At 70.6% G+C, this 23,690-nt stretch carries 21 protein-coding genes, 7 tRNA genes and 3 pseudogenes; 19 read left to right on the forward strand and 12 right to left on the reverse strand.

Annotated features, from left to right (window positions below):
• Window positions 1-2: 2 nt before the first annotated feature.
• The 5 genes from SRB17_RS35260 to SRB17_RS35280 all read right to left on the reverse strand — a co-directional run bounded on the left by SRB17_RS35260 (window position 3) and on the right by SRB17_RS35280 (window position 480).
• Window positions 3-74: transfer RNA gene (locus SRB17_RS35260), tRNA-Val, on the reverse strand.
• A 29-nt stretch (window positions 75-103) separates the two neighbouring features.
• Window positions 104-175: transfer RNA gene (locus SRB17_RS35265), tRNA-Val, on the reverse strand.
• Window positions 176-222: 47 nt separating this feature from the next.
• Window positions 223-294, reverse strand: a tRNA-Val gene (locus SRB17_RS35270).
• A 1-nt stretch (window position 295) separates the two neighbouring features.
• Window positions 296-369 (reverse strand) — tRNA-Cys (locus SRB17_RS35275).
• A gap of 38 nt (window positions 370-407) precedes the next feature.
• Window positions 408-480: transfer RNA gene (locus tag SRB17_RS35280), tRNA-Gly, on the reverse strand.
• 178 nt (window positions 481-658) lie between these two features.
• Here SRB17_RS35280 and SRB17_RS35285 point away from each other — a divergent pair.
• The 3 genes from SRB17_RS35285 (at window position 659) to SRB17_RS35295 (ending at window position 3,429) form a co-directional block, all read left to right on the forward strand.
• Window positions 659-1,714: a chorismate-binding protein gene (locus SRB17_RS35285; protein WP_323376773.1), complete on the forward strand. Its 1,056-nt coding sequence runs from the start codon at window positions 659-661 to the stop codon at window positions 1,712-1,714.
• Window positions 1,711-2,532 (forward strand): aminotransferase class IV, encoded by an 822-nt coding sequence (locus tag SRB17_RS35290; protein WP_153544606.1) that lies wholly within the window; start codon window positions 1,711-1,713, stop codon window positions 2,530-2,532. Before SRB17_RS35285 ends, SRB17_RS35290 begins: the two co-directional genes overlap by 4 nt.
• 72 nt (window positions 2,533-2,604) lie before the next feature.
• Window positions 2,605-3,429 carry a GNAT family N-acetyltransferase gene (locus tag SRB17_RS35295; RefSeq protein WP_153544608.1) on the forward strand — a complete coding sequence of 275 codons (825 nt, stop codon included), beginning with the start codon at window positions 2,605-2,607 and terminating at the stop codon, window positions 3,427-3,429.
• A 26-nt stretch (window positions 3,430-3,455) separates the two neighbouring features.
• On the opposite strand, the gene SRB17_RS35300 is transcribed toward SRB17_RS35295, so the two are convergent.
• A complete protein-coding gene (locus tag SRB17_RS35300) occupies window positions 3,456-3,992 on the reverse strand; it encodes a DsbA family protein (protein ID WP_153544610.1) in 537 nt (178 codons plus the stop codon).
• Window positions 3,993-4,226: 234 nt separating this feature from the next.
• Between SRB17_RS35300 and SRB17_RS35305 the strand changes: the two genes are divergently transcribed.
• Both SRB17_RS35305 and SRB17_RS35310 read left to right on the forward strand, forming a co-directional pair.
• Entirely contained in the window at window positions 4,227-4,679 is a 453-nt protein-coding gene (locus SRB17_RS35305) for a hypothetical protein (RefSeq protein WP_153544612.1), read from the forward strand.
• Window positions 4,680-4,837: 158 nt separating this feature from the next.
• On the forward strand, window positions 4,838-5,026 hold the full coding sequence (locus tag SRB17_RS35310) for a hypothetical protein (protein ID WP_153544614.1): 189 nt from the start codon (window positions 4,838-4,840) through the stop codon (window positions 5,024-5,026).
• Window positions 5,027-5,197: 171 nt separating this feature from the next.
• Here the strand turns inward: SRB17_RS35310 and SRB17_RS35315 are convergent, their stop codons facing one another.
• Both SRB17_RS35315 and SRB17_RS35320 read right to left on the reverse strand, forming a co-directional pair.
• Window positions 5,198-5,758: a CGNR zinc finger domain-containing protein gene (locus SRB17_RS35315; RefSeq protein WP_323376775.1), complete on the reverse strand. Its 561-nt coding sequence runs from the start codon at window positions 5,756-5,758 to the stop codon at window positions 5,198-5,200.
• A gap of 305 nt (window positions 5,759-6,063) precedes the next feature.
• Window positions 6,064-6,477: an SsgA family sporulation/cell division regulator gene (locus SRB17_RS35320; protein ID WP_004002642.1), complete on the reverse strand. Its 414-nt coding sequence runs from the start codon at window positions 6,475-6,477 to the stop codon at window positions 6,064-6,066.
• A 191-nt stretch (window positions 6,478-6,668) separates the two neighbouring features.
• On the opposite strand from SRB17_RS35320, the gene SRB17_RS35325 reads away from it, so the two are divergent.
• From SRB17_RS35325 to SRB17_RS35370, 10 genes and pseudogenes are all read left to right on the forward strand, one after another.
• Window positions 6,669-7,157: a TIGR02611 family protein gene (locus SRB17_RS35325; RefSeq protein WP_153544616.1), complete on the forward strand. Its 489-nt coding sequence runs from the start codon at window positions 6,669-6,671 to the stop codon at window positions 7,155-7,157.
• A gap of 82 nt (window positions 7,158-7,239) precedes the next feature.
• Window positions 7,240-7,311, forward strand: a tRNA-Val gene (locus SRB17_RS35330).
• Window positions 7,312-8,137: 826 nt separating this feature from the next.
• Window positions 8,138-9,433 (forward strand): ABC transporter substrate-binding protein, encoded by a 1,296-nt coding sequence (locus SRB17_RS35335; RefSeq protein ID WP_153544618.1) that lies wholly within the window; start codon window positions 8,138-8,140, stop codon window positions 9,431-9,433.
• Window positions 9,433-10,300 (forward strand): annotated as a pseudogene (locus tag SRB17_RS35340) (carbohydrate ABC transporter permease). Before SRB17_RS35335 ends, SRB17_RS35340 begins: the two are co-directional and overlap by 1 nt.
• A pseudogene (locus SRB17_RS35345) lies at window positions 10,297-10,542 on the forward strand (carbohydrate ABC transporter permease); the annotation flags it as partial. The pseudogenes SRB17_RS35340 and SRB17_RS35345, both read left to right, overlap by 4 nt.
• Window positions 10,536-11,855: pseudogene (locus SRB17_RS35350) on the forward strand (Tat pathway signal sequence domain protein); the annotation flags it as partial. The pseudogenes SRB17_RS35345 and SRB17_RS35350, both read left to right, overlap by 7 nt.
• Before the next feature lie 124 nt (window positions 11,856-11,979).
• Window positions 11,980-12,426 (forward strand): SRPBCC family protein, encoded by a 447-nt coding sequence (locus tag SRB17_RS35355; RefSeq protein ID WP_153544988.1) that lies wholly within the window; start codon window positions 11,980-11,982, stop codon window positions 12,424-12,426.
• A 39-nt stretch (window positions 12,427-12,465) separates the two neighbouring features.
• Window positions 12,466-12,537: transfer RNA gene (locus SRB17_RS35360), tRNA-Val, on the forward strand.
• Between the two features lie 58 nt (window positions 12,538-12,595).
• Window positions 12,596-12,739 carry a hypothetical protein gene (locus tag SRB17_RS35365; protein WP_153544620.1) on the forward strand — a complete coding sequence of 48 codons (144 nt, stop codon included), beginning with the start codon at window positions 12,596-12,598 and terminating at the stop codon, window positions 12,737-12,739.
• A 12-nt stretch (window positions 12,740-12,751) separates the two neighbouring features.
• Window positions 12,752-13,414 (forward strand): DUF2207 domain-containing protein, encoded by a 663-nt coding sequence (locus SRB17_RS35370; RefSeq protein ID WP_323376861.1) that lies wholly within the window; start codon window positions 12,752-12,754, stop codon window positions 13,412-13,414.
• Here the strand turns inward: SRB17_RS35370 and SRB17_RS35375 are convergent.
• Window positions 13,368-14,093: a 3'-5' exonuclease gene (locus SRB17_RS35375; RefSeq protein ID WP_153544625.1), complete on the reverse strand. Its 726-nt coding sequence runs from the start codon at window positions 14,091-14,093 to the stop codon at window positions 13,368-13,370. The two genes, SRB17_RS35370 and SRB17_RS35375, sit on opposite strands and share 47 nt — an antisense overlap.
• Window positions 14,094-14,261: 168 nt before the next feature.
• On the opposite strand from SRB17_RS35375, the gene SRB17_RS35380 reads away from it, so the two are divergent.
• The 3 genes from SRB17_RS35380 (at window position 14,262) to thrS (ending at window position 18,155) form a co-directional block, all read left to right on the forward strand.
• Window positions 14,262-14,828: a DUF4365 domain-containing protein gene (locus SRB17_RS35380; RefSeq protein ID WP_055708375.1), complete on the forward strand. Its 567-nt coding sequence runs from the start codon at window positions 14,262-14,264 to the stop codon at window positions 14,826-14,828.
• Complete coding sequence (locus tag SRB17_RS35385) at window positions 14,825-16,057, forward strand: hypothetical protein (protein ID WP_153544627.1); 1,233 nt, start codon at window positions 14,825-14,827, stop codon at window positions 16,055-16,057. Before SRB17_RS35380 ends, SRB17_RS35385 begins: the two co-directional genes overlap by 4 nt.
• 121 nt (window positions 16,058-16,178) lie before the next feature.
• Window positions 16,179-18,155 carry a threonine--tRNA ligase gene (gene thrS, locus SRB17_RS35390; RefSeq protein WP_323376780.1) on the forward strand — a complete coding sequence of 659 codons (1,977 nt, stop codon included), beginning with the start codon at window positions 16,179-16,181 and terminating at the stop codon, window positions 18,153-18,155.
• A 37-nt stretch (window positions 18,156-18,192) separates the two neighbouring features.
• Here thrS and SRB17_RS35395 read toward each other — a convergent pair whose 3' ends face one another.
• The gene (locus SRB17_RS35395) at window positions 18,193-18,849 is read right to left on the reverse strand and encodes a potassium channel family protein (protein WP_323376782.1); all 657 of its coding nucleotides are present in this window, start codon (window positions 18,847-18,849) and stop codon (window positions 18,193-18,195) included.
• 67 nt (window positions 18,850-18,916) lie between these two features.
• Here SRB17_RS35395 and SRB17_RS35400 point away from each other — a divergent pair, with 67 nt between their 5' ends.
• Window positions 18,917-19,474, forward strand: a complete 558-nt coding sequence (locus tag SRB17_RS35400; RefSeq protein WP_153544633.1) for an HIT family protein — start codon at window positions 18,917-18,919, stop codon at window positions 19,472-19,474.
• A 30-nt stretch (window positions 19,475-19,504) separates the two neighbouring features.
• On the opposite strand, the gene SRB17_RS35405 is transcribed toward SRB17_RS35400, so the two are convergent.
• Both SRB17_RS35405 and SRB17_RS35410 read right to left on the reverse strand, forming a co-directional pair.
• Window positions 19,505-21,151, reverse strand: coding sequence for a DUF412 family protein (locus SRB17_RS35405; protein ID WP_153544635.1), 1,647 nt, complete (start codon window positions 21,149-21,151; stop codon window positions 19,505-19,507).
• A gap of 212 nt (window positions 21,152-21,363) precedes the next feature.
• Window positions 21,364-23,565, reverse strand: coding sequence for an elongation factor G-like protein EF-G2 (locus tag SRB17_RS35410; protein WP_153544637.1), 2,202 nt, complete (start codon window positions 23,563-23,565; stop codon window positions 21,364-21,366).
• Window positions 23,566-23,690 lie beyond the last annotated feature (125 nt).

A 23,690-nucleotide genomic window follows, 5' to 3' on the forward strand; every position in this document is an offset into this window, starting at 1 on the left:
TGTGGACGATACTGGGATTGAACCAGTGACCTCTTCCGTGTCAGGGAAGCGCTCTCCCGCTGAGCTAATCGTCCGCAGGCCGTGACCCATGGGTCACAGGCAGTGCGCGATACTGGGATTGAACCAGTGACCTCTTCCGTGTCAGGGAAGCGCTCTCCCGCTGAGCTAATCGCGCGGGCGGGGATCTTCGAGAAGACCCGTGGATCTCACGAGAAGATCCAGTGGACGATACTGGGATTGAACCAGTGACCTCTTCCGTGTCAGGGAAGCGCTCTCCCGCTGAGCTAATCGTCCTTGGAGGTGGAGACGGGATTTGAACCCGTGTAGACGGCTTTGCAGGCCGTTGCCTCGCCTCTCGGCCACTCCACCAGGAGTGTAGGGGATCGGGATGACCCCTTCTTCCTTCGAGCGGACGACGAGGCTCGAACTCGCGACCTCAACCTTGGCAAGGTTGCGCTCTACCAACTGAGCTACGTCCGCCTGTCGTTTCGGTCGGCTTACGCGTCCCGGCGACGTGTTGAACTCTAGCGGATTCCCGGGCCAGTACAAAAACGCGTTTGCGCAGCGTGCTGCGCTGCCCCCGACGGACCCCGTGGTCGGCGCCGCCTCCGGGACATCCCGGGGTCACCGGTCGGACACCCGACCTAGACTCGACCACGTGCTTCACCACCCATCCGGCCTCCCTCCCCTGGCCCGCTTCGGCGACCGCGTCGCCACCGGCCTGCTCGACGTGACCAGCGATCCGGCGGCCCTGGACTCGTCCGGGTTCTGGGCTGTCTGCGCCGATTTCGAGGGTCGGCTGACCTGTGCGCGTTTCGCGGAGGTGCGTGAGGAGCCGGTGCCCGCGCCGGTGCCGGGCGGGTGGCGGGGGCCGGCGGTGGGGGACTGGGCGTCGTCCCTGGACCGGGCCGGGTACACGGCGGGCGTGCGCCGGATACGTGAGTACATCGCGGCCGGCGAGGTCTATCAGGCGAACCTGTGCCGGGTGCTGTCCGCGCCGGTCGGTGCCGAGGCGGACGTGGATGCGCTGACGGCGCTGCTGGCGCGTGGGAACCCGGCGCCGTACGCCGGGACGGTGCGGCTGCCGGGGCACGGTGTGGAGATCGCCACCGCCTCGCCCGAGCTGTTTTTGCGCCGGGTCGGGCGTGTCGTGGAGTCGGGGCCGATCAAGGGCACCGGGCGTACCGAGGCGGACCTGCTGGAGAAGGACTACGCCGAGAACGTGATGATCGTGGACCTGGTGCGCAACGACATGGGGCGGGTCTGCGCCACCGGCAGTGTGACGGTGCCGGATCTGTGTGCCGTGGAGAAGCACCCGGGCCTGGTGCACCTGGTCTCCACCGTGCGCGGCGAGCTGCGCGCGGATGCCGGCTGGGCCGAGCTGCTGGCCGCGGCCTTCCCGCCGGGCTCGGTGACGGGTGCGCCCAAGTCGAGCGCCCTGAGGATCATCGAGGAGCTGGAGGCGGCCCCGCGTGGGCCGTACTGCGGTGGTATCGGCTGGGTCGACGCCGACCGGGGCGTCGGTGTGCTGGCCGTGGGCATCCGCACCTTCTGGATCGACCGCGGTGCGGGGGTGCTCCGCTTCGGCACGGGCGCCGGGATCACCTGGGGCTCGGACCCCGAGGGGGAGTGGCGGGAGACCGAGCTGAAGGCCTCCCGGCTGCTCGCGGTAGCGTCGGGGGCGTACGAGGCAAGTGGAGGGGTGTTGTCATGAGGATCTGGCTGGACGGCGGACTGCGGGACCTGGAATCCGCCCGTGTCTCCGTCTTCGACCACGGGCTCACCGTCGGCGACGGCGTCTTCGAGACCGTGAAGGCGGTCCACGGCAGGCCGTTCGCCCTCACCCGGCACCTGGACCGGCTGACCCGCTCGGCCCGGGGCCTCGGCCTGCCCGACCCCGACCACGACGAGGTCCGCGAGGCCTGCGCGGCGGTCCTGGAGGCGAACCCGATGCCGCTCGGCCGGCTGCGGATCACCTACACCGGCGGTCACGGCCCGCTCGGCTCCGACCGCGGCGAACACGGCCCGACCCTCGTGGTCGCCCTCGGCGAGACCACCCGCCGCCCGGACACGACAGCCGTGATCACCGTCCCGTGGACCCGCAACGAGCGCGGCGCCCTCACCGGCCTGAAGACCACCTCGTACGCCGAGAACGTCGTCGCCCTCGCCCGCGCCCACGAACACGGCGCCTCGGAAGCCCTGTTCGGCAACACGGTCGGACAGCTCTGCGAGGGCACCGGGTCGAACGTCTTCGTCGTCCTCGACGGCGAGATCCACACCCCGCCGGTCGCCTCCGGCTGCCTCCCGGGCATCACCCGCGCGCTGGCCGTCGAGTGGACCGGCGCCAAGGAGACCGACCTGCCGCTGGACGTCCTGCTCCGCGCCGACGAGATCTTCCTCACCTCGACCCTGCGCGACATCCAGGCCGTCCACCGGGTCGACGACCGTGAGCTGCCCGGCACCCCGGGCGCGGCGACCGCCAAGGCCATGCGGATCTTCGACGAGCGGTCCGGGCAGGACCTCGACCCCTGAGCCGGGGGACGCGCCGACGGCGGTGCGGAAAACGGGCTGACGTGACGGCCGGCCGCGGGTAGAACACCGGTGATGACCACGACCCTGCGGCCTACCGAGCCGCTCCAGCACAATGCCGACGGCACCCGTTCCCGCCGCTACCAGGTGTGCGTGAACAGCCGTCCCGTCGGCGAGATCCACCTCGGCACCTCGCCGTCCCTCGGTGACTCGGTGGCCCGCGTCATCGACCTGCGGATCGCCGAGCCCGACCGGCGGCGCGGCCGGGGCACGGTGGCCGCGCTCGCCGCCGAGGAGGTGGCGCGCGGCTGGGGCTGCACACAGATCGAGACCCTCGTCCCCGCCTCGGCCGGCAGCGCCCTGCGGCTGTTCGGCGCCCTCGGCTACACCCTGCGCAACCGCGGCATGGAGAAGCGCCTCGGCGCCACCCCGCCCGAACTGCCGCCGGGCAGCAGGGCACGGCCCATGACCGAAGCCGACTTCACCGCGTGGCACGCGGACGAGAGCGAGCAGTACGCACGCATGTGGATAGCGCGCGGTGTCCCCGAGGCCGCGGCCTACGCCAAGGCCCGCAGGGACCACGACACGGTGCTGCCGCACGGTCTTGCGACCGACGGCATGGTCTTCAGCGTCCTGGAGCACGAGGGGACCCGGGTGGGCACGCTGTGGGTGGCCCTGCAGGACAGCAAGGCCTTCGTGTTCGACGTGGAGGCCGACGCCGCCCACCGTGGCCGGGGACACGGCCGTACGCTGATGCTGCTGGCCGAGCGCCAGGCGATCGAGGCCGGCCGGCCCGTCCTCGGCCTCAATGTGTTCGCGGGCAACGCCCCGGCCGAGCGGCTGTACGAGTCACTCGGCTACGAGACGACGGTCCGCGCCCTCGCCAAGCCCCTGCTGTAGGAGCCGGCGGGACCCTGTGGTGCGGCTCAGGCCTCCTGGCCGCCCAGCAGCCGGTCGGCGATCTCCTCGATGCGCGTCCGCAGCCCCTCCTGGCTCTCGCCGCCGTCGAGGCGTTCGCCGCCGATGACGTACGTCGGGGTGCCGGTCACCCCGATCGCCTTGCCCTCGGCCTGATCGGCGTCCACGATCAGGATGTGCCGGCCGTCGATCAGCGCAGTGTCGAACTCCTCGGCGTCCAGGCCGAGTTCACCGGCCACCTCGACCAGGAAGGACTCGCCCTCGCGGTCCAGCTTCTCGACCCGCTCCAGTACGGCCTCCACGTACGGCCAGCCCTTGCCCTGCTCCAGCGCCTCCTCCGCGGCCTGGGCGGCGGCGAAGGCGTGCTTGTGCTTCTCCAGCGGGAAGTGCCGCAGCCGCAGCTCCAGCCGGTCGCCGTAGCGGGCGCGCAGGGCGCGGACGTCGTCCAGGGCGGTACGGCAGTCGGGGCACTGCAGTTCGCACCAGACGTCGAGTACCAGGGCATCGGTGCGTTCGGGGGAGGAGTCGGGAGAGGAGTCGCTCATGCCGACCAGTCTTCCAGGCCGGAGGCGGCCGACCCAATCGGGACGGAACGGCCGTACGGCTCCGCACCGGCACTCCAGTAGGAGACGACCCCGAGATGCCCCTGAAGTCCGGCGGGGGCGTGGCACAGCGGGGACGGGGCGGTGCAGGATGGAGGAGACGGAGGCGGTGCGCCGTGCCGGTGTGCCGCGTCCGCCGAGTGCCGCCGCACCGACCGAGCCCGCCAGGAGGACCGGATGATTGCCGAGACCGTCTGTTCCGCCGTGTCCGCAGCGGGCCTGGGCATCGCGGTGGTCACGGCCTACCGCAAGCGCTTCCTCGCGGCGACCCGCATCGCGGCCTACTCGCTGGTACCGGTCGGCCTGGTGATGACCGGGGTGGTCGGCTGGCTCGCGGACACCGCCTTCAGCCCTACCGCCTGGGCGGGCTTCGGGGTGCTGGGCGCGGCCTGGCTCCTGTTCGTGGGCACCCGGGCGGTCGAACGCCGGCGCGGCGGCACCCGCGCCGAACGCAAGGCGGACCGCCGCGACCGATCGGAGGCCGTGGCCGCCGGGGCCTCCGCGCCGTCCCTGGGCCCGGGCCCCCGATCCGCGACCGGCTCCGCCACCGCCCCGCGCGCCAAGAGCTCCACAGGCGCCACCGACGACTTCAGCGACATCGAGGCGATCCTGAAGAAGCACGGCATATGACCGGCCGCAGGCAGCGGGGGCGTCCACACAGCAGACCCTCCGGACCTGGACGACGCAGGGTGTCGCGCTGACGTCAGGAACCGTTCACAACCGGAAGCAAGTCGGACGAGACGGTGCGATAGGCGGCAACTCTGGCATGTCGCCGGTATGTTGATCGCGTGCGGGGCCTCTCCTGCGCCATGATCTGCGGCGAGATGCTGGACACGAGACAGAGCGAGGCCGCGCCGCCGAAGGACGAGCCGCGCGGATGCCTCTTCGCCCTATCCCAGCCACCGCTGATGATCTTCCTTGCGGTGATCGGGTCTCTGCTCCTCATGGCTGCGCTGCACGACCTGCTGTTGCTGTGAGCCGTACACGTCGGTCCCGGCGCCACCCGCCGGGACCGACGTCGCCCTGACCTCAGCGTTCGGCCACCGCGAGATCTGGCCGACAGGCGTGCGCCTCCCCGGGACGCGGGGCTGCCACAACGGACCCGCGCCGGGCACACGGCGGCAACCCCTGCGGCGCTCTCCGGCCGATCACCCGGTCGCTTCCTTACGGCGGGCCCGGTACGCGGCGACATGCAGTCGGTTTCCGCAGGTGCGGCTGTCGCAGTAGCGGCGCGAGCGGTTGCGGGACAGGTCGACGAAGGCGCGCCGGCAGTCCGGTGCCTCGCAGCGCCGCAGCCGCTCCCGTTCCCCGGCCACGACGAAGAAGGCGAGCGCCATCCCGCAGTCCGCGGCGAGATGGTCGGCCACGGAGGCACCGGGTGCGAAGTAGTGCACATGCCAGTCGTAGCCGTCGTGGTCCGTCAGGCGCGGGGTGGTGCCCGCCGCGGCGACCAGCTCGTTGATCAGCCCGGCCGCCGAGCGGGCGTCCGGCGCGGCGAAGATCGCCGCGAAGCGCCCCCGGACCCTGCGCACCGCCGAGAGATCGAACTCCGACAGCACGCCGACATCGCTGATCTTGTGGTTTCGTACGAAATCCGCGAGAGCCGGGACGTCGGGCAGTCCGTCGGCCGCCACGTCGTCCTCCGGCGCGGTGTTCACCAGATCCACCACGGTGTCGAGGGCGCACCGGGTGTCGTGGGTGATCAGCACATTTCGCTCCCTGGCCTGAGGGTCGGGCCGACGCCCGTCGATGTTGGCCGATGGTAGCGACAACGCCGAGCACCGCACCGGTCTCTGCCCGACCTCGATTGCCGGTAGAACGCCTCCGCGCCCGAGCTGGTTCCCGCCCACGGCGCCGTGCGCACATCATGCCCGCGGAGGAACCGGTGTACAGGCCGGCGCCGTCCCGTGTGCATCGCTCACGGTGACGGCGTCGGGCTGTGCCGTATGCGGTTGTCTTGGCCCGAGCCGTCTCCCCGAGTGGACGGCGCCGGGCTGCTTTCGAGGGCCGCGACCTAGCTCTCCGCCAGGATGTGCGAGAGCTCCTGATCCAGATCGAAGTGCCGGTGCTCCGTGCCGGGCGGCACGGCGGCGTCGGTTCGCTTCAGGAAGGACTCCAGGGCCCGCGCCGGGGCCTCGAGCAGGGCCTCTCCCTCCGGGGAGCTGAGGGCGATGCAGACGACGCCCTGACCATGACTGCGCGACGGCCAGACACGGACGTCGCCGGTTCCGGTGGGCCGGTGGAGCCCCTCGGCGAGGAGGTCGCGGGCGAACACCCACTCGACGGTCTCCTCGGCTCCGGTGTGGAAGGTGGCGTGCACGGCGTAGGGGTCGGCCGTGTCGTACCGCAGGCCTGCGGGGACAGGCAGGGAGGACTCGCTCGACACAACGAGGCGCAGGTGCAGCTCGCAGCTGACCGTGGTGTTCATAAGCGCCAGGGCCTTTCGCTCAGTGTGCGCTCGGGGATTCGCACGTCGGCGAAATCGACATGCCACCTACGATGCCGTTGTAAACCCCTCTGAGGGTTTTGCGTGTCTTTACGTAACTCTTCCGGCCGAGAACTCGTACGAGATCTACGACCATTCCGGTGACTGGATTCACTCGGGTAGGGTTTGTCTATATGAATACGGGGAGTGACGAGGCGGGCGAGGTGGTTGCGGCGGCGGACAAGGCGAGGGCGGACCGGCGGGAGGCCGGGCAGGGCTCCGGGGACGACACCGGGCGCGGGACCGGTGCCGGGCTCGGCTCACGGGCGCCGGAATTCATCAAGGCCCGTCGGCTGCTGCATCTGAGCTGGCAGGTCGGCGTCTTCGTGGTGGGCCTCGCGGTCGTCGTCGCCGGCATCGTCATGCTGCCGCTGCCGGGATCCGGCTGGGTGGTGATCTTCGGCGGCATGGCGATCTGGGCGACCGAGTTCGTCTGGGCGCAGCTCGTCCTCCGCTGGACCAAGCGCAAGGTCACCGAGGCCGCCCAGCGGGCCCTCGATCCCAAGGTGCGGCGCCGCAACATCACGCTGACGGTGATCGGACTGGCGGTCGTGGCCGTGCTGGTCGGGGTCTACGTGGGGCAGTTCGGCCTCGTCATGCCGTGGAAGATCAAGGATCAGTGACGCGGCTGCGCCGCCCGGTCCTCCGCCGCCCTGCCGTGTTCGGAAGCACCGCCTGACATGGGGTAATGTTCTTCCTGCGCCCGGGCGATTAGCTCAGTGGGAGAGCGCTTCGTTCACACCGAAGAGGTCACTGGTTCGAACCCAGTATCGCCCACCCGGACCGACGGCCACCTGCGAAAAGGCAGGTGGCCGTCGGCGTATGCGCGTCTGATCCGGGCCGGTGGAGCGTTCGTCGGCCGACCCCGGCAGCGGGCACCGGCCTCGGGTTGCCTGCGGTGCTTCGAGCGACGAACAGCTGATCCAGGTCACCTGCGCGGACCCCGGCGGCGGACAGCGGCCTTTGCGCCTCGTGACCGGCTCCGGCGCGAGCACTTGCTCCAGCCCCCTGCTCCGACTCCAGATGCGAGCACAGGCCCCTGCCCCTGCCCCTGCTCCGGGGCGGGCAGCGGCTCCCAGGTCTCCGCCGAGCTTGGCGGTCGGGCCTGTCCTGGCGAGGGTGATCTCGACGTCCTGGCCGGGGAGTTCGAGCGGACGGGAGTGACCGGGGCGTTGAGCCGTCACCGCACCAGGGGCCGGGACTGGGCGGACCTGGCCGGTCGGCCCGTCACCAGGGAGCCCGGATCACGGATGCGCCGGTCACGGATAGCCCGATCACGCGGCCCTCGCTGTCCATCGGCGGCACCCCGGACACCTCGTCGGCGGCACTTTGGACGCCTCGCCTGCCCGCCCGGCGCCGTCGAGACGTACCCCGAGACCCTCCCCGGCCCGCCCGGTCTGTGCGGCCGCGTCCGTTCGGTCCGTCGGTCGTACCACGCTCACCAGCGACGACAGCCGAGACGCGACCCCCGCGCCCGCGCCGGCCGCAAGAGAATCCTGTCCGAATCATTGACGCACCCGAGCCCCTCCGTACCTTGTGCCAGCAAGCGCTTACTTGAAACGATTCACGACGACGGAGACGACGCTGCGGGGAGGGCCCCATCATGGGAACCAGCAGGAATCTTGGGAATCTTGAGAGGCGTACGATCCTGAAGGCGGCCGGCGCCTCGGCGGCCGCGCTCGGGCTCGCGGCGACGGCCGGGTGCGGAGGCGGAAGCGGTTCCGGGGATGGGACGGTGACGATCCGTTATTCCTGGTGGGGTGCCGAGGAGCGGGCCAAGAAGATCAACCAGACCATCGCCCTCTTCGAGAAGAAGTACCCGAAGATCAAGGTCAAGACCGACTTCCAGACGTACGCGTCCTTCTGGGAGAAGTTCCAGACCCAGGCCGCCGGTGGAAATCCTCCGGACGTTTTCCAAAATGCCGTCACCTTTCTCCGGAAGTATGACAAGCGAGGAATTCTCCTCGACCTCAAGTCACAGGTGCAGGCAGGTAATCTGACCCTGGATCACTTTCGGGACGGCGTGACGAAGGTCGGCGAGGTCGACGGAAAGCAGCTCGGAATTCCAGTCGGCTCCAACACCATGGCGCTCGTCGTCGACAAGAAGGTGTTCCAGAAGGCCGGCGTCGAGCCGCACCCGGGATGGACCTGGGACGACTACTTCAAGGCGCTGAAGACCATCCACGACAGGAAAAATGTCCCGGGGGACACCGGCTACTTCACCATCATGTACCTGTACGACCTCTACCTTCGCCAGAACGGCAAGGCGTTCTACACCAAGGACGGACTCGGCTTCGACAAGGCCGATCTGACGGAGTGGTGGACCGACGGCTACCACCGCGTCAAGGCGGGCATCGTCACCGACCCGAAGGTCGTCCAGCAGGACATGCCCAAGTCCTCCCTCTCCGCAGGTCACGGCGCCTCGGAGTTCACCTGGGACAACTTCACCGTCCGTTACTCGGCGGAGGGCGACAGCACCTACGGCCTCGCGCCGATCCCCACCACGGACGGCAGGCACACCGGGCAGTACCTCGCCTCCCTGATGCTCAGCGCCTCCGCCCACACCTCCCACTCCAAGGAGGTCGCCCAGTTCATCGACTTCATGGTCCACGACCCCGAGGTCGGCAGGATCATGGGCTACGACCGGGGCATCCTCGCCGGCACCGAGCAGTACGACGCGTACAAGCCGACGGACGCGGTGAACAAGGAGATCGCGCAGTATGAGGCCGACACCGCCAAGGCGGGCGTCCTCGGCGCGATCACCCCGCACCCCTCCGGTGCCGACACCATCGAGGCCGCCTTCCTGCGCATCGGCGGCGACCTCGGACAGGGCAAGACGAAGGTCGCGGACGCGGTGAAGCAGTTCTTCACCGAGTCCGAGGCCGCATTCCAGGCCTGATGGGACATGCCGTGACGCTCGTCAAGGACTCCGTGCCCGCGACCCGCAAGGCACGCTCGGCCGCCACCGCCACCCCCGGGCGGCCGGGCCGCCGCCGCGAGAACCTCGCCGGCTACCTCTTCATGTCCCCGTGGATCGCGGGCTTCCTGCTGCTGACCGCGGGCCCCATGATCGCCTCGCTGTACTTCGCCTTCACCGACTACAACCGGCACCCCGCTGAAGCTGCTGCTCGCCCTCGGGGTCGCCCTGCTGCTCGCGCAGAGCCGCCGCGGCCAGGCCTTCTACCGGGCCGCCTTCTACGCCCCCTCGCTGATCGGCGCGAGCGTCTCCGTCGGCTTCGTCTGGCGGTCGCTGTTCTCCGACGGCGCGATCGTGGACCGTACCCAGACCTTCTTCGGCTGGCACGTCGGCGGCTGGGTCGGCAACGCCGACTGGGTGCTGTACTGCCTGGTCGCGCTGACGGTGTGGCAGTTCGGTGCGCCCATGGTCATCTTCCTGGCGGGCCTGAAACAGGTGCCGAGGGAGCTGTACGAGGCCGCCGAGATGGACGGCGCGGGTACGTTCCGGAGGTTCTGGAACATCACCCTGCCGATGATCTCCCCGGTGCTGTTCTTCAACGTGCTCCTGGAGACCATCCACTCCTTCCAGATCTTCGGCTCGGCCTACGTCGTCTCCAACACCTCCTGCGGACCGGCCGACGCCACGCTCGTCTACACCTGCTACCTGTACCAGCAGGGCTTCACGAACGCCCGGATGGGCTTCGCCTCCGCCATGGCCTGGATGCTGCTGCTCGCCGTGGCCCTGGTGACGGCCGTCCTCTTCTGGTCCCAGAAGAAGTGGGTGCACTACGAGGAGGACGCCCGATGAGCACCCTCAGACTCGCCCTGACGCGCCGGCGCACCGGCTCGCTCGCCTGGCACCTCGGCGCCGTGGCCATCCTGGCCGTCATCCTCTATCCGGTCGTCTGGGTGATCGGCGCCTCGTTCAAGCCCAGCAAGGACGTCATCAACAGCCTCACGCTGTTCCCGTCCCACCCGATCCTGTCCAACTTCAAGGGCCTCGCCGACGGCATAGCGGACGTCCCGATCCGGACGTTCTTCCAGAACTCCTCTTCTGGGCCAACGACTCCACCCCCGACGCCGACACCCTGGCCCGGCAGGTGCAGCCGGTACGGGTGCTGCCGCAGCTCGCGGCCCCGCCCAAGCAGCTGATCGAGGCCAAGGTCTTCGGCCCCGGCCTGTACGCCGAGCCCGACCGCTCCACCCCGGCCAAGGCGAAGATCGAGGGCCACCTCGACTTCCTCTTCACCTACTACAAGGACCAGGTGGGGCAACGCCGTTGGTACGGCTTCTGGGACTACGGCGACTTCATGCACACCTACGACACCGTGCGCCACCAGTGGCGGTACGACGTCGGTGGCTACGCCTGGGACAACTCCGAGCTCTCGCCGGACCTGTGGCTCTGGTACGCGTACCTCAGGAGCGGCCGGTCCGACCTCTTCCGCTTCGCCGAGGCGCTCACCCGGCACACCGGCGAGGTCGACGTCTACCACCTCGGCAAGTGGGCCGGCCTCGGCACCCGGCACGGTGTGCAGCACTTCGGCGACAGCGCCAAACAGCAGCGCATCGCCAACACGACGTACCGGCGCTTCTACTACTTCCTCACCGCCGACGAACGCGTGGGCGACCTCATGCACGCCAACGTCGACTCCGACGAGACCTTCCTCGTCCTCGACCCCCAGCGCAAGGTCCGCACCGACCCCTACACCCCCGGCCGGCACGCCCTGTCGATCGGCTTCGGCACGGACTGGAGCGGCCTGGTCTCGGCCTGGCTGACGGAGTGGGAGCGCAAGGGACCCAAGTGGGAGACGGGCAAGGCGCGCGTGCTGTCCACGATGGAGGGCATCGCCGCCCAGCCCAACGGCTTCGTCCAGGGCAGTGGGCTGTACGACCTCGACACCGGCACGTTCGCCGTCGCCGACCAGCCGGTGGTCTCCGTGTCCCACCTCTCGGCCGTCTTCGGCCTCAACGAGCTGTGCGCCGAGCTGATTCACCTTGTCGACATGCCGAAGTTCAAGGAGGTCTACCTGGACTACTGCCGCTACTTCAACGCCACCAAGGCCGAACAGGCGGCCCGCTACGGCACCGACCTCGGCACGCTGCTGCTCTTCCAGGGGCACTCGCGGCTCGACGCCTACGCCGCCGTACAGACCGGTGACGCATCGCTCGCCCAGCGCGCCTGGACCAAGTTCTACGCCTCCGACGGCTACACCGAGTCCGCACCGTGGAGGACCGAGAAGCTGACCGGCCCCGTCACCCTGGTCGAGGGCAGCGAGGCGAGCTGGGTGTCCAGCAACGACACCGCGCTCTACGGCCTCGCGGCCATCGAGAACCTGGCGTTGCTCGGCGGCAGGATGCCCTAGCCGCGGTTGAGGGAGCGCCGTCGCACGGGCGGCGGCGCTCGCCCGACCGAGTCTCACCCGGCGCACGGCGCGGCGCATGAGTACGCGTACTCAGATCTCCCGCCCCGCCGGGCAGACTCGTCCCATGGACTGGACCCACTACCGCTTCCGCAGCCTGTGGTCCCTGCCCGCGCCGCCCGCCGGCGTGTACGCGGTGCTGGAGCGGCCCGAGGACTATCCGAACTGGTGGCCACAGGTCCGCTCGGTGACCCGGCTCGACGGCGAGACGGGTGTGATCACCGTCCGGTCCGTCCTGCCGTACGACATGACCTTCATCGCACGGCAGATCCGCCGCGACCCGGACGCCGGTGTGCTGGAGGTCACTCTGTCCGGTGACATCGAGGGCCGGGCGCGCTGGACGGTCACCGCCGAAGGCTCCGGGACCCTGGCCCGCTACGACCAGGACGTGGACGTGCACAAGCCGCTGCTCCGCCGGCTCGCCGTACCCGGCCGGCCGGTCTTCCGCGCCAACCACCGCCTGATGATGCGGTCCGGGCGGCGCGGACTGCTGCGTCACCTGCAAGCGGTTTGAAGGATCGGCGCCGGGACCTGTATTGTTCACTGCGTTCCCGGGCGATTAGCTCAGTGGGAGAGCGCTTCGTTCACACCGAAGAGGTCACTGGTTCGAACCCAGTATCGCCCACCGGGAAAGAGCCGGTCCGCAGCTGCGGACCGGCTCTTTTGATGCCATGGGGGGCGTCATGGGCAAGGAACGGGGCGGGGAAGGACCGAGACTTGGCGCGCGGGTGCGCAGGCTCCGGGTCCGCAGTCCGGTCGGGATCTGTCTGCCCGAAGTGGTGCTGGGCGCCGTCGTGGCGCCGGCCGGGATCACCTTCAACACGTAACGGGTGACCACGATGTGGGTCGGGGCGCGGATCGCCGCCGACGGCAGTGCCCGGATCACCGAGGTCATCGACTACGACTTCGGCTACCCGCACACGGCACGGCACGGCATCTACCGCGACCTGCCGGACCTGCCCTTCGACGAGGACGCGGCCCACGTCGCCGTCAGCATGGACGGCCATCGCGTCCCCCGGGAACTCACCGCGGGCGACTACTACGCGCGCCGGGGAACTGCACCGGCGCACCCCCGAGGGCAGCGCGCAGTGGCTGCGGGTCGAGGCGTTCCGGCGCTACCTCGCCGATCCGTCCGCCCTGCCCGGCCCCGAACCGCTCGCCGACGACCAGGTGCGGCTCTGCACGGCCTGGCGGTCGCCCTCGGCCTGGACGGCAGCCGGCGGCATGCCGTCGAGACGACCGCCGTACCCACCCGGCGGCCCGCCTCGCGCGCCGTACGGCTGGCGCCGGCGCCGGCCGCCGGACTCGTCGTGTCGGCCACGCTCGCGTCCTCGACGTCGTCTCCGGCGGCGGCACCGGGAGCGGCTCCGGCGGGAGAGGCTCTTCCGGAGGCGTCGGCGGGGGAGGCTCCTGGTGACCGCCGTGCAGCGGGCGCCTGTGCCGTGATCCCGAGACCTATGCCGCGGCGGGCAGCTCCGGCCTCAGCGGCCAGTCCGTGCTGACGATCTCGTCCGAACCGCTGCGCGCGAACCAGGCCTGCAGCCCGCGGGCCTGCGCCGCGTGCCAGTTGGCCTGCAGCGCGTGCAGCTCGGCGGGGGTCAGGCGCTCCAGGCGGGTCGCGAAACGGCGGCCCAGGGCCCGTACGACGTCCAGCGCGGCCAGCGCGTCCGCCGCCGCGTCATGCGCGTCCTGCAGCGTCACGTCGTAGTGCGCGCACAGGTCGGTCAGCGTGCGGCGGCCCTTGCGGTAGCGGTCCAGATGCTTGTCCAGGACGCGGGGGTCCAGCACCTGCAGCGGCACCGACGCGAACCAGCGGTCCAGCGAGGACGCCCGATGCCGGCGCAGCTCCCGGTCCAGCAAGGTGAGATCGAAGGGCGCGTTCATCACCACCAGCGGCCGGCCCATCGCCGCGTGCTCCGCCAGCTGCTCGGCTATCTCGTACATCACCGGCGCCGGCCAGCGGCCGTTGCGCTGCAGGTGCTCCTCCGTCAGCCCGTGCACCGCCGTGGCCTCCTCGGGCACCGGCACACCCGGGTTCACCAGCCAGCGAGTGACCCGGGGCCGGGTCCCCGGCGCGTCCTGGACGACGACGGCGGCCGACACGATCCGGTCGGTCTCGACGTCCACGCCCGTCGTCTCCGTGTCGAAGGCGGCCAGCGGCCCCTCGTACCAGTACGTCATCCCAACCCAACTCCTCGTTCACCCGAGGCAGGTGACGTTCCGTCTTCTGCCCGTTTGGTGATACCCGGGCCGTTTGCGCCGTACGCGGGCAGGAGACAACAGGAGTACGGGTCTTTGCAGTTCAGCAGCCCGTAGCGGGGAAACTCTTGGCTTGGAAGGCTGTTGGTCATGGCCATAGCGCAGCCCGAGCGGGGCGGGCTGCTGCCCGATCGCACGGGCCCCCTTCGCGGCACGCTCGCCACCACCGCCTGCATGGAGACACTGCAGGTCGGCTATCTGCACGCGGTCGCCGCCGCGGCCGGCTGCTCGCTGTCCCAGCCCTTCCCGGACAACGGCATCGACTGGCACGTCAGCCACAGCGCGCCCGGGCACACCGTCGACGACGAGGTCACCATCAAGGTGCAGCTGAAGGCCACGTACCAGGTCGCGCCGAACCCTCCGGGGCGCACCTTCTCCTTCACCCTCGACAACGACCATCTGCGCAAGCTCGCCCGCACACCCGTGTCGGTGCACAAGATCCTGGTCGTCATGCTCGTCCCGCGCTCGCAGGACGACTGGCTGCGCGCCAGCCACGACCGGCTCGACCTCAGGCACTGCTGCTACTGGGTCAACCTGGCCGGCCACCCCATCACCGGCCGGCACCGGACCACCGTGCGGATACCGACCACACGCATCTTCGACGACCGGGCGCTCTGCGAGATCATGACGCGGGTCGGGACGGGAGGCAGGCCATGAGGAGCCGTCCGTACGAGGAGCTGCCGCGCCAGGCCCGGCCGCATCCCGACGACCTCGCCTGGCACCGGCCCCCGGACCCCGCCGAGGTCGACCCCGCCGTGCTCGGCGCCCTGCTGCACCGGCACGGCTGGCAGCGGCGCGGCGGAGCCCCCGGGCGCTACGGCCGCTGGACCCCACCGGGGCCGGGCGCCGGCGGGACCAGCCTGCTGGTGCCGGAGAGCCGCGCCTTCCCCGACAGCGACGACCTGCTCGGCGAGGCCCTCGACGCCCTCGCCCGCAGCGGGACGCCCGCCGCCCGCGAGGTGCTGATCTCCCTCGCCGTGCCCAGCGACGAGATCCGCTGGTGGCGGGACACCCCGGGCGGACCCGTCGGCGCCGCGCCCTGGACGGCCGACGAGCAACTGCGCGCCGCCGCCCGGCAGATGCTGCTCGCCGGCGCGCTCGCCACACGCGCGCGTGCCGGGTACTACGGCGCCCGCCACCGCCGCTCCGCCGCCGCACTCCTTCAGGACGTCCTCGTCGGCCCCGCCGCCGAGGGCCGGCACCTCACCGCGTTCGTGCCCGTGCCCACCGGCCGCCCGCTCGCCGTCCGCCTCCACCAGGCCCTGAACGCCGCCCGCGAGGCCGTCGACTACCGGCGGGCCACCGGCGGCATGGACGCCTTCGACGGCGCGGTCGAGGCCGGCGTCAGCCGCGAGCTGACCGAGGCGCTGGCCGTGCTCGTGCGGGGCACCGAGGGCGCCCGGATCGCCGTCGCCTGGGCACCCGGCGCCGGGGTTCCCGAGGGCTGCGCCCCCTCCGCCGAGCCCGTCGAGTTCTCACCCGGCGACCTGCCCGTGCTGCGCGAGGCCGCCGCCCGCTATCTGCGCGAGGAACCCTCCGTACCGGTCCGCGTCACCGGCGCCGTCGTCCGCATGCGCCGCTCCGGACCCGGCGGCGAGGGCACCGTACGGCTGCGCGTCCTCGCCGGAGCCGACGTCCCGCACGTCCGCGTCACCCTGGACGAGGAGGACTACCGCATCGCCGGCCACGCCCACCTCGTCGGGCTCCCGGTGCGGGTGCACGGCCGGCTGGAGCGCCGGGGCGGCTTCCGCCGGCTCACCGGCGCCTCCGGGGTCGTACCCGTGCAGGTGGAGGAGGGCGAGCGGGACCGGTTGATGAAGTCGCTGCAGGAGAACCTCGACTTCTTCGAGGAGGCGTGCGGGGAGGCGTACGGGGACGAGGACTGAGGTGTAGGGGAGCGCGGACCGAGGGTGACCGTTTCGCGGTCGGGGCCATCGGGTCGGTACGATCGCCTGTGCGCGCGCTCCTGGTATGGCGCCGCACCCCACCTTCAGTCAGGAGAGACCGGTGTCAGACGTCCGTGTGATCATCCAACGCGATTCCGAGCGGGAAGAACGCGTGGTGACGACGGGCACTACGGCCGCCGACCTCTTCGCGGGCGAGCGCTCGATCATCGCCGCGCGTGTCGGGGGCGAGCTGAAGGACCTCGCCCACGAGGTCGAGGACGGCGAGACCGTCGAGGGCGTCGAGATCTCCTCCGAGGACGGTCTGAACATCCTGCGCCACTCCACCGCGCACGTCATGGCGCAGGCCGTGCAGGAGATCTTCCCCGAGGCCAAGCTGGGCATCGGCCCGCCCGTCAAGGACGGCTTCTACTACGACTTCGACGTGGAGAAGCCGTTCACGCCCGAGGATCTCAAGGCCATCGAGAAGAAGATGCAGGAGATCCAGAAGCGCGGGCAGCGCTTCTCCCGCCGTGTCGTCACCGACGAGGCGGCCCGCGAGGAGCTGGCCGCCGAGCCGTACAAGCTGGAGCTGATCGGCCTCAAGGGGTCGGCCTCCTCCGACGACGGCGCGGACGTCGAGGTCGGCGCCGGTGAGCTGACGATCTACGACAACCTGGACGCCAAGACCGGCGAGCTGTGCTGGAAGGACCTCTGCCGTGGTCCGCACCTGCCCTCGACCCGCCTGATCCCGGCGTTCAAGCTGATGCGCAACGCGGCCGCCTACTGGCGCGGCAGCGAGAAGAACCCGATGCTCCAGCGCATCTACGGCACCGCCTGGCCGTCCAAGGACGAGCTGAAGGGGTACCTGGACTTCCTCGCCGAGGCCGAGAAGCGCGACCACCGCAAGCTCGGTACCGAGCTCGACCTCTTCTCCATCCCGGAGCAGATCGGCTCCGGCCTCGCGGTCTTCCACCCCAAGGGGGGCATCGTCCGCCGGGTCATGGAGGACTACTCGCGGCGCCGCCACGAGGAGGAGGGCTACGAGTTCGTCTACACCCCGCACGCCACGAAGGGGAAGCTCTTCGAGACGTCCGGGCACCTGGACTGGTACGCCGAGGGCATGTACCCGCCCATGCAGCTCGACGAGGGCGTGGACTACTACCTCAAGCCCATGAACTGCCCGATGCACAACCTGATCTTCGACGCGCGCGGCCGCTCCTACCGCGAACTGCCGCTGCGTCTCTTCGAGTTCGGGACCGTGTACCGGTACGAGAAGTCGGGCGTCGTGCACGGCCTGACCCGCGCCCGCGGCTTCACCCAGGACGACGCGCACATCTACTGCACCCGTGAGCAGATGTCCGAGGAGCTGGACAAGACGCTCACCTTCGTCCTCGGCCTGCTGCGCGACTACGGCCTGACCGACTTCTACCTGGAGCTGTCCACCAAGGACCCGGAGAAGTCCGTCGGCTCCGACGAGGTCTGGGAGGAGGCGACCGAGACCCTGCGCCAGGTCGCCGAGAAGCAGGGCCTGCCCCTGGTGCCCGACCCGGGCGGCGCCGCGTTCTACGGCCCGAAGATCTCCGTCCAGGCCAAGGACGCCATCGGCCGCACCTGGCAGATGTCGACCATCCAGCTCGACTTCAACCTGCCGGAGCGCTTCAACCTGGAGTACACCGGCCCGGACGGCTCCAAGCAGCGCCCTGTGATGATCCACCGCGCGCTGTTCGGCTCCATCGAGCGGTTCTTCGCCGTCCTGCTGGAGCACTACGCGGGTGCCTTCCCGGCCTGGCTGGCCCCGGTCCAGGCGCTCGGCATCCCGATCGGCGACGCACACGTGGAGTACCTGGAGAAGTTCGCCGCCGCGGCCCGGAAGAAGGGCCTGCGCGTCGAGGTGGACTCCTCCTCGGACCGCATGCAGAAGAAGATCCGCAACGCCCAGAAGCAGAAGGTGCCCTTCATGGTCATCGCGGGCGACGAGGACATGTCGAACGGCTCGGTGTCGTTCCGCTACCGCGACGGCTCGCAGGAGAACGGCATCCCGTTCGACGCGGCCATCGCCAAGATCGCGCAGATCGTTCAGGATCGGGCCCAGGTCTGATCCGGCGCCCGCTCCGCACGAAGGCCCCCGGGGAGGTTCATCTCCCCGGGGGCCTCTCGTCTCCCTCGCGGGTGAAGGTCTGCATCAGCCAGGACGAGAACGAGCCCGTCACCGCGCCGAGCAGGGCGAGGCCGCCGATCATCATCCCGATGGCGATCGCCCGGCCCATCGGGGTGACCGGGGTGATGTCCCCGTAGCCGACCGTGGTGAGGGTCGACGCCGCCCACCACACGGCGTCCCCGAACGTGCGCATGGTGGCTCCGGGGGCGCCGCGCTCCGCCTGGTAGACCGCGAGGGCGCCGGAGAAGCCGAGCAGCAGGGTGGACAGGCCGGCGTAGGAGATCACGCGCGCGTGCAGCGAGAGCCGGGGCTGTCCGGACTTCCGCTGCACCGCCTCGTACAGGGGAACGATCCGCAGCGGCCGCAGCAGCGGCAGGACGACCACCACCGTGTGCAGCATGTGCGTGGGGACGAACCGCAGACCCTGTCCGCTGAGCCGCCAGCGCACCGCGTAGTCCGCGGCGAACACCAGCCAGAGGCCGAGCATCACGGACAAGCACACGACGTGCCAGAAGGGGGGCAGGTCCGTGGCCAGGACATGCGTGGCATACGCGGCCAGGAAGACCAGGGACGCCACGAAGAGGGGGATCTCGGTGCGCTGCGTCCAGCGCACCGAACGGCTGTCGTCGTCCACCGGCCAAGCTTGTCCGGTGAACGTCTTCCCGTCGCCCCGGCGACACGCCGCGTACGGGCGAAGCCATATGCTGCCTAGCATGACGAGTGAGCCGGAGCAGCAGATCGGAGTGGGGACGCAGGACGCGTTCCAGCGCCTGTGGACGCCCCACCGGATGGCCTACATCCAGGGCGAGAACAAGCCGACCGGTCCGGGGGCCGACGACGGCTGCCCCTTCTGCTCGATCCCGGCCAAGTCCGACGAGGACGGACTGATCGTCCGGCGCGGCGAGCAGGTGTACGCGGTGCTCAACCTCTACCCGTACAACGGCGGCCATCTGATGACGGTCCCGTACCGCCACGTCGCCGACTACACGGACCTGACCGGCCCGGAGACGGCGGAGCTCGCCGAGCTGACCAAGCAGGCCATGACGGCGCTGCGCACCGCGTCCGGCGCGCACGGCTTCAACATCGGCATGAACCAGGGCACGGTCGCGGGCGCCGGCATCGCCGCCCACCTGCACCAGCACATCGTCCCGCGGTGGGGCGGCGACACGAACTTCATGCCGGTGGTCGGCCACACCAAGGTGCTGCCGCAGCTGCTGGCCGACACCAGGAAGATGCTGGCGGAGGCCTGGCCGGCGTAGCCGCGGCGTGCCCTCTGCCGAGGGCACCGCTCACGCGTCGTACAGGTCGGCCTTCTTCGGCGTGGGGTCCTGGACCAGGCCGCTGAGGATGCCCGACCGCGTCCCGAACTGCTCCGTGTCCACGCCGTTCTCCTCCAGCACGCTGATCGCCGCCGCGTGCACCACCCGGAGCACCGGCGTGGCCGCGCGCAGCGCGTCGTCGGCCATGAAGCGGTGCCGCCAGGGCTGGTCGGCCCAGGCGTGCCGCAGACCGAACGGCTCGGGCAGGACGAGCGAGCCGCCGAGCCAGTTGAGTATCGGCGGGTACCAGGTCAGCGGGGCGCGCGCGGCGAGCCGTACCACCTCGTCGGTGGTGACCAGCGGAAGCATGATCTTCCGGGTCTCCCAGGGCTTGAGGGACTTGGCGACCTCCTTGCTCGGCGGCTCCGGCTTGGAGGTGAACAGCGGGTTCACCGGTCCCAGCGCGTGCCCGGTCACCTCGATGCGCAGCGTCTCGTGCAGCACCGTGACCGTGATCAGCATGGTGAGGACCAGCTGCCCGTCCCACAGCGTCCACTGCACGCCCAGGTAGTGCCGGTCGCCGCTGCCGAACTGCTGCTTGTTGCAGATCTCCTGTATCGCGTGCGGCCTGACCTGGAAGGCCTCGACGTCGGTGCCCTCGGGCCGGGACACCTCCGTGGCCTTCTCGCCGATCGGCGTGACGATCCAGTGCTTGATGGACGGCTTGGGGAAACCGCCGGTGTTCAGCGGGCCGCGCTCCAGCAGGGCGAGCTGGTCGTGGATCGCGCGTATGACGTCCCAGCTGCGGAACGGGTGGATCTCCCGCGTAGGGTCGGCGGGCACCAGATTCTCGGCGAGCTGCCAGGCGCCCCAGCGGGTGCCCATGCCGAGTATGCCCTTGGGGCCGGCGTAGAAGACCGAGTTGGACTGCTGTTCCGCGCTGAGCCGGGCCAGCGACTGGCGCAGCTCCTCGGCCGCCGTCTGATTGGGGCCGCGCGGCACCGCCTCGGGGACCTTCGCACCGACGCTGGTGCCCGAGAGCAGGCCGCCCCAGCGGGCCCGCAGATCCTTGGCCGTGCGCTCACAGATCTGCTTGGCCCAGAACCAGCCGAGCACCGGGAGCACGACACACGCCCGGGCATACCATGCCCAGAAGCCGCTGAACGGCATCTTGATCAGGAACAGTGCGGCCAGCACGCCGACACCCAGGAGCAGGGCGGTGGCGAGCGCACCCGCCCGCCTGTCCTCGCGCGTGGCGACGAACGTGCGCAGCTGGAAGACGAGCAGCCAGGCGATCAGCCCGGGCAGGAAGAGCACTCCGCACAGGACCGTCACGGCGGTCAGGCGGTTGTCGCGCTCCCGGCGGATGTTGTTGGCCGCGAGGCAGTGCTCGACGACGAACTGCGGCTCGGACCCGAAGGACTGGATGAGCGGCTTGCGGCCGGGAGCGAGCATCCGGGCGACCACGGCCCGCGAGAACGCCTCACCGAGATTGGGCCTCAGCAGCGCGATCCTGCCCGGCTTGAGAGTCGACTCGTGCCACTCGTTGTCGGCCTTCTTGATCTCCTCCATCGGGCTGTCCCGGTACGCCGCGGAGGCCAGCGCGGCGGTCGCCGCCTGACTCGCGTCGCCCGAGACGGGCACCTGGGGCCCGTCCCACTCCGTTCCCAACGACATTCCCGCCCCCATCGCCGCCGGTGTCGCTTCTGCGGCCTTCCCGACTTCCTCGCTCCGCACACCTGTTGAACAGGCCGTCGTGTCGATCACCCGTCACAACCGGACGACTGCGGCACGACGCGATCAGGTGATCAGCGTATCCGCCGCCACCGACAACCGGCGGGCGGACGGCCGAAGCCGCCCGCCCGCGCACCCGGCTCGCGGGTGCCGAACTACGCGTTCTCACCCGCCTGTTCGCGGATCCGCTCGGCGATCTGCGGCGGCATCGGCTCGTGCCGGGCGTAGGAGCGGTCGAACCGTGCCGTGCCGTGCGACAGCGAGCGCAGGTCGACGGCGTACCGGCCGATCTCGAACTCGGGCACCTCGGCCTTGATCAGGGTCCGCCCGGAGCCCACCTGTTCGGTGCCGAGCACCCGGCCGCGCCGGCTGGACAGGTCGCTCATGACGGCGCCCACGTAGTCGTCGCCGACCAGCACGGACACCTCGGCCACCGGCTCCAGCAGATGGATCCGCGTGTCGGCCGCGGCCTCGCGCAGCGCCAGCGCGCCCGCGGTCTGGAAGGCGGCGTCGGAGGAGTCCACCGAGTGCGCCTTGCCGTCGAGCAGCGTGACCCGCACGTCCACCAGCGGGTATCCCGCGGCGACCCCCTTGGCGGCCTGCGCCCGTACGCCCTTCTCCACGGACGGGATGAACTGGCGCGGTACGGCACCGCCGACCACCTTGTCCACGAACTCGATGCCCGAGCCACCGGGCAGCGGCTCCACCTCGATCTCGCAGATGGCGTACTGCCCGTGCCCGCCGGACTGCTTGACGTGCCGCCCGCGACCGCCGGCCTTGTTCGCGAACGTCTCCCGCAGGGAGACCTTGTGCGGGACGACGTCGACCTGGACGCCGTAGCGGCTGCGCAGCCGTTCCAGGGCGACGTCCGCATGGGCCTCGCCCAGGCACCACAGCACCACCTGGTGGGTGTCCTGGTTCTGCTCCAGACGCATGGTCGGGTCCTCGGCCACCAGCCGGGACAGGCCCTGCGAGAGCTTGTCCTCGTCGGCCTTGCTGTGCGCCTGGATGGCGAGCGGCAGCAGCGGGTCGGGCATCCGCCAGGGCTCCATCAGGAGCGGGTCGTCCTTCGCGGAGAGGGTGTCCCCGGTCTCGGCCCGGCCGAGCTTGGCCACGCACACCAGATCACCGGCGACGGCATGCGTCACCGGGCGCTGCTGCTTGCCGAAGGGCATGGACAGGGCGCCGACCTTCTCGTCGACGTCGTGGTCCTCGTGGCCGCGGTCGGCCAGCCCGTGCCCGGAGACGTGCACCGTCTGGTCGGGGCGCAGGGTGCCGGAGAAGACACGCACCAGGGAGACCCGGCCGACGTAGGGGTCGGAGGAGGTCTTGACGACCTCGGCGACCAGCGGCCCGCCCGTGTCGCACGGCTTCAGCTCGCGCGCCTTCCCGTCGACAGTGGTGACCTCGGGCAGCGGGTGCTCGAACGGGGTCGGGAACCCGCCGGTGACCAGCTCCAGCAGCTCCACCGTGCCGAGCCCCTGTTTGGCGCCGTCGGCGGCGGGGGCGGCCGCCAGGACGGGGAAGAACGAGCCGCGGGCCACGGCCCGCTCCAGGTCCTGGATCAGCGTCTGGACGTCGACCTGCTCGCCGCCGAGATAGCGGTCCATGAGGGTCTCGTCCTCGCTCTCGGCGATGATCCCCTCGATGAGCCGGTTGCGGGCCTCCTCGATGTCCGGCAGCTGGTCCTCGCCGGGTTCGGAGTCCTTGCGTTCCCCGGTCGAGTAGTCGAACAGCTGCTGCGACAGCAGTCCGACCAGCCCGGTCACGGGCGCGTGCCCGTCGGGACCCTCCGGGCCGCGCAGCGGCAGATACAGCGGCAGCACGGCATCCGGGTCGTCGCCGCCGAAGGCCTCCGCACAGATCCGGGTCATCTCCTCGAAGTCCGCGCGCGCGGCCTCCAGGTGCGTGATCACGATCGCCCGCGGCATGCCGACGGCCGCGCACTCCTCCCAGACCATCCGGGTGGAGCCGTCCACGCCGTCCGAGGCCGAGACGACGAAGAGGGCCGCGTCCGCGGCGCGCAGACCGGCCCTGAGCTCCCCGACGAAGTCGGCGTATCCGGGGGTGTCCAGCAGGTTGATCTTGATGCCGTCCCATGCGACCGGCACCAGGGAGAGCTGTACGGAGCGCTGCTGCCGGTGCTCGATCTCGTCGTAGTCCGAGACGGTGCCGCCGTCCTCCTTGCGGCCCGCCCGGTTCACCGCCCCCGCGGCCAGCGCGAGGGCCTCCACCAGAGTCGTCTTGCCCGAACCGGAGTGGCCGACCAGCACCACGTTCCGTACGGATGCGGGCTGGTCGGCCTCGAGAGCCCTGCCGGCGGCCCCGGGGTGGTGTGTCTGAGTCTTGTCGCCCATGATCCTGCCTCCCGTGCACGGTGAGGTCATGTGTGGGCGCGGACGCGCGGTCCCGCGTGCACTGGCGGCTCCGGCGACGCCCGCGGTTATTCGAGCTTTCCACTCCCGTCACGCTGCGTCCATAC

Source organism: Streptomyces sp. RB17, assembly GCF_009604455.1.
GTDB lineage: Bacteria > Actinomycetota > Actinomycetes > Streptomycetales > Streptomycetaceae > Streptomyces.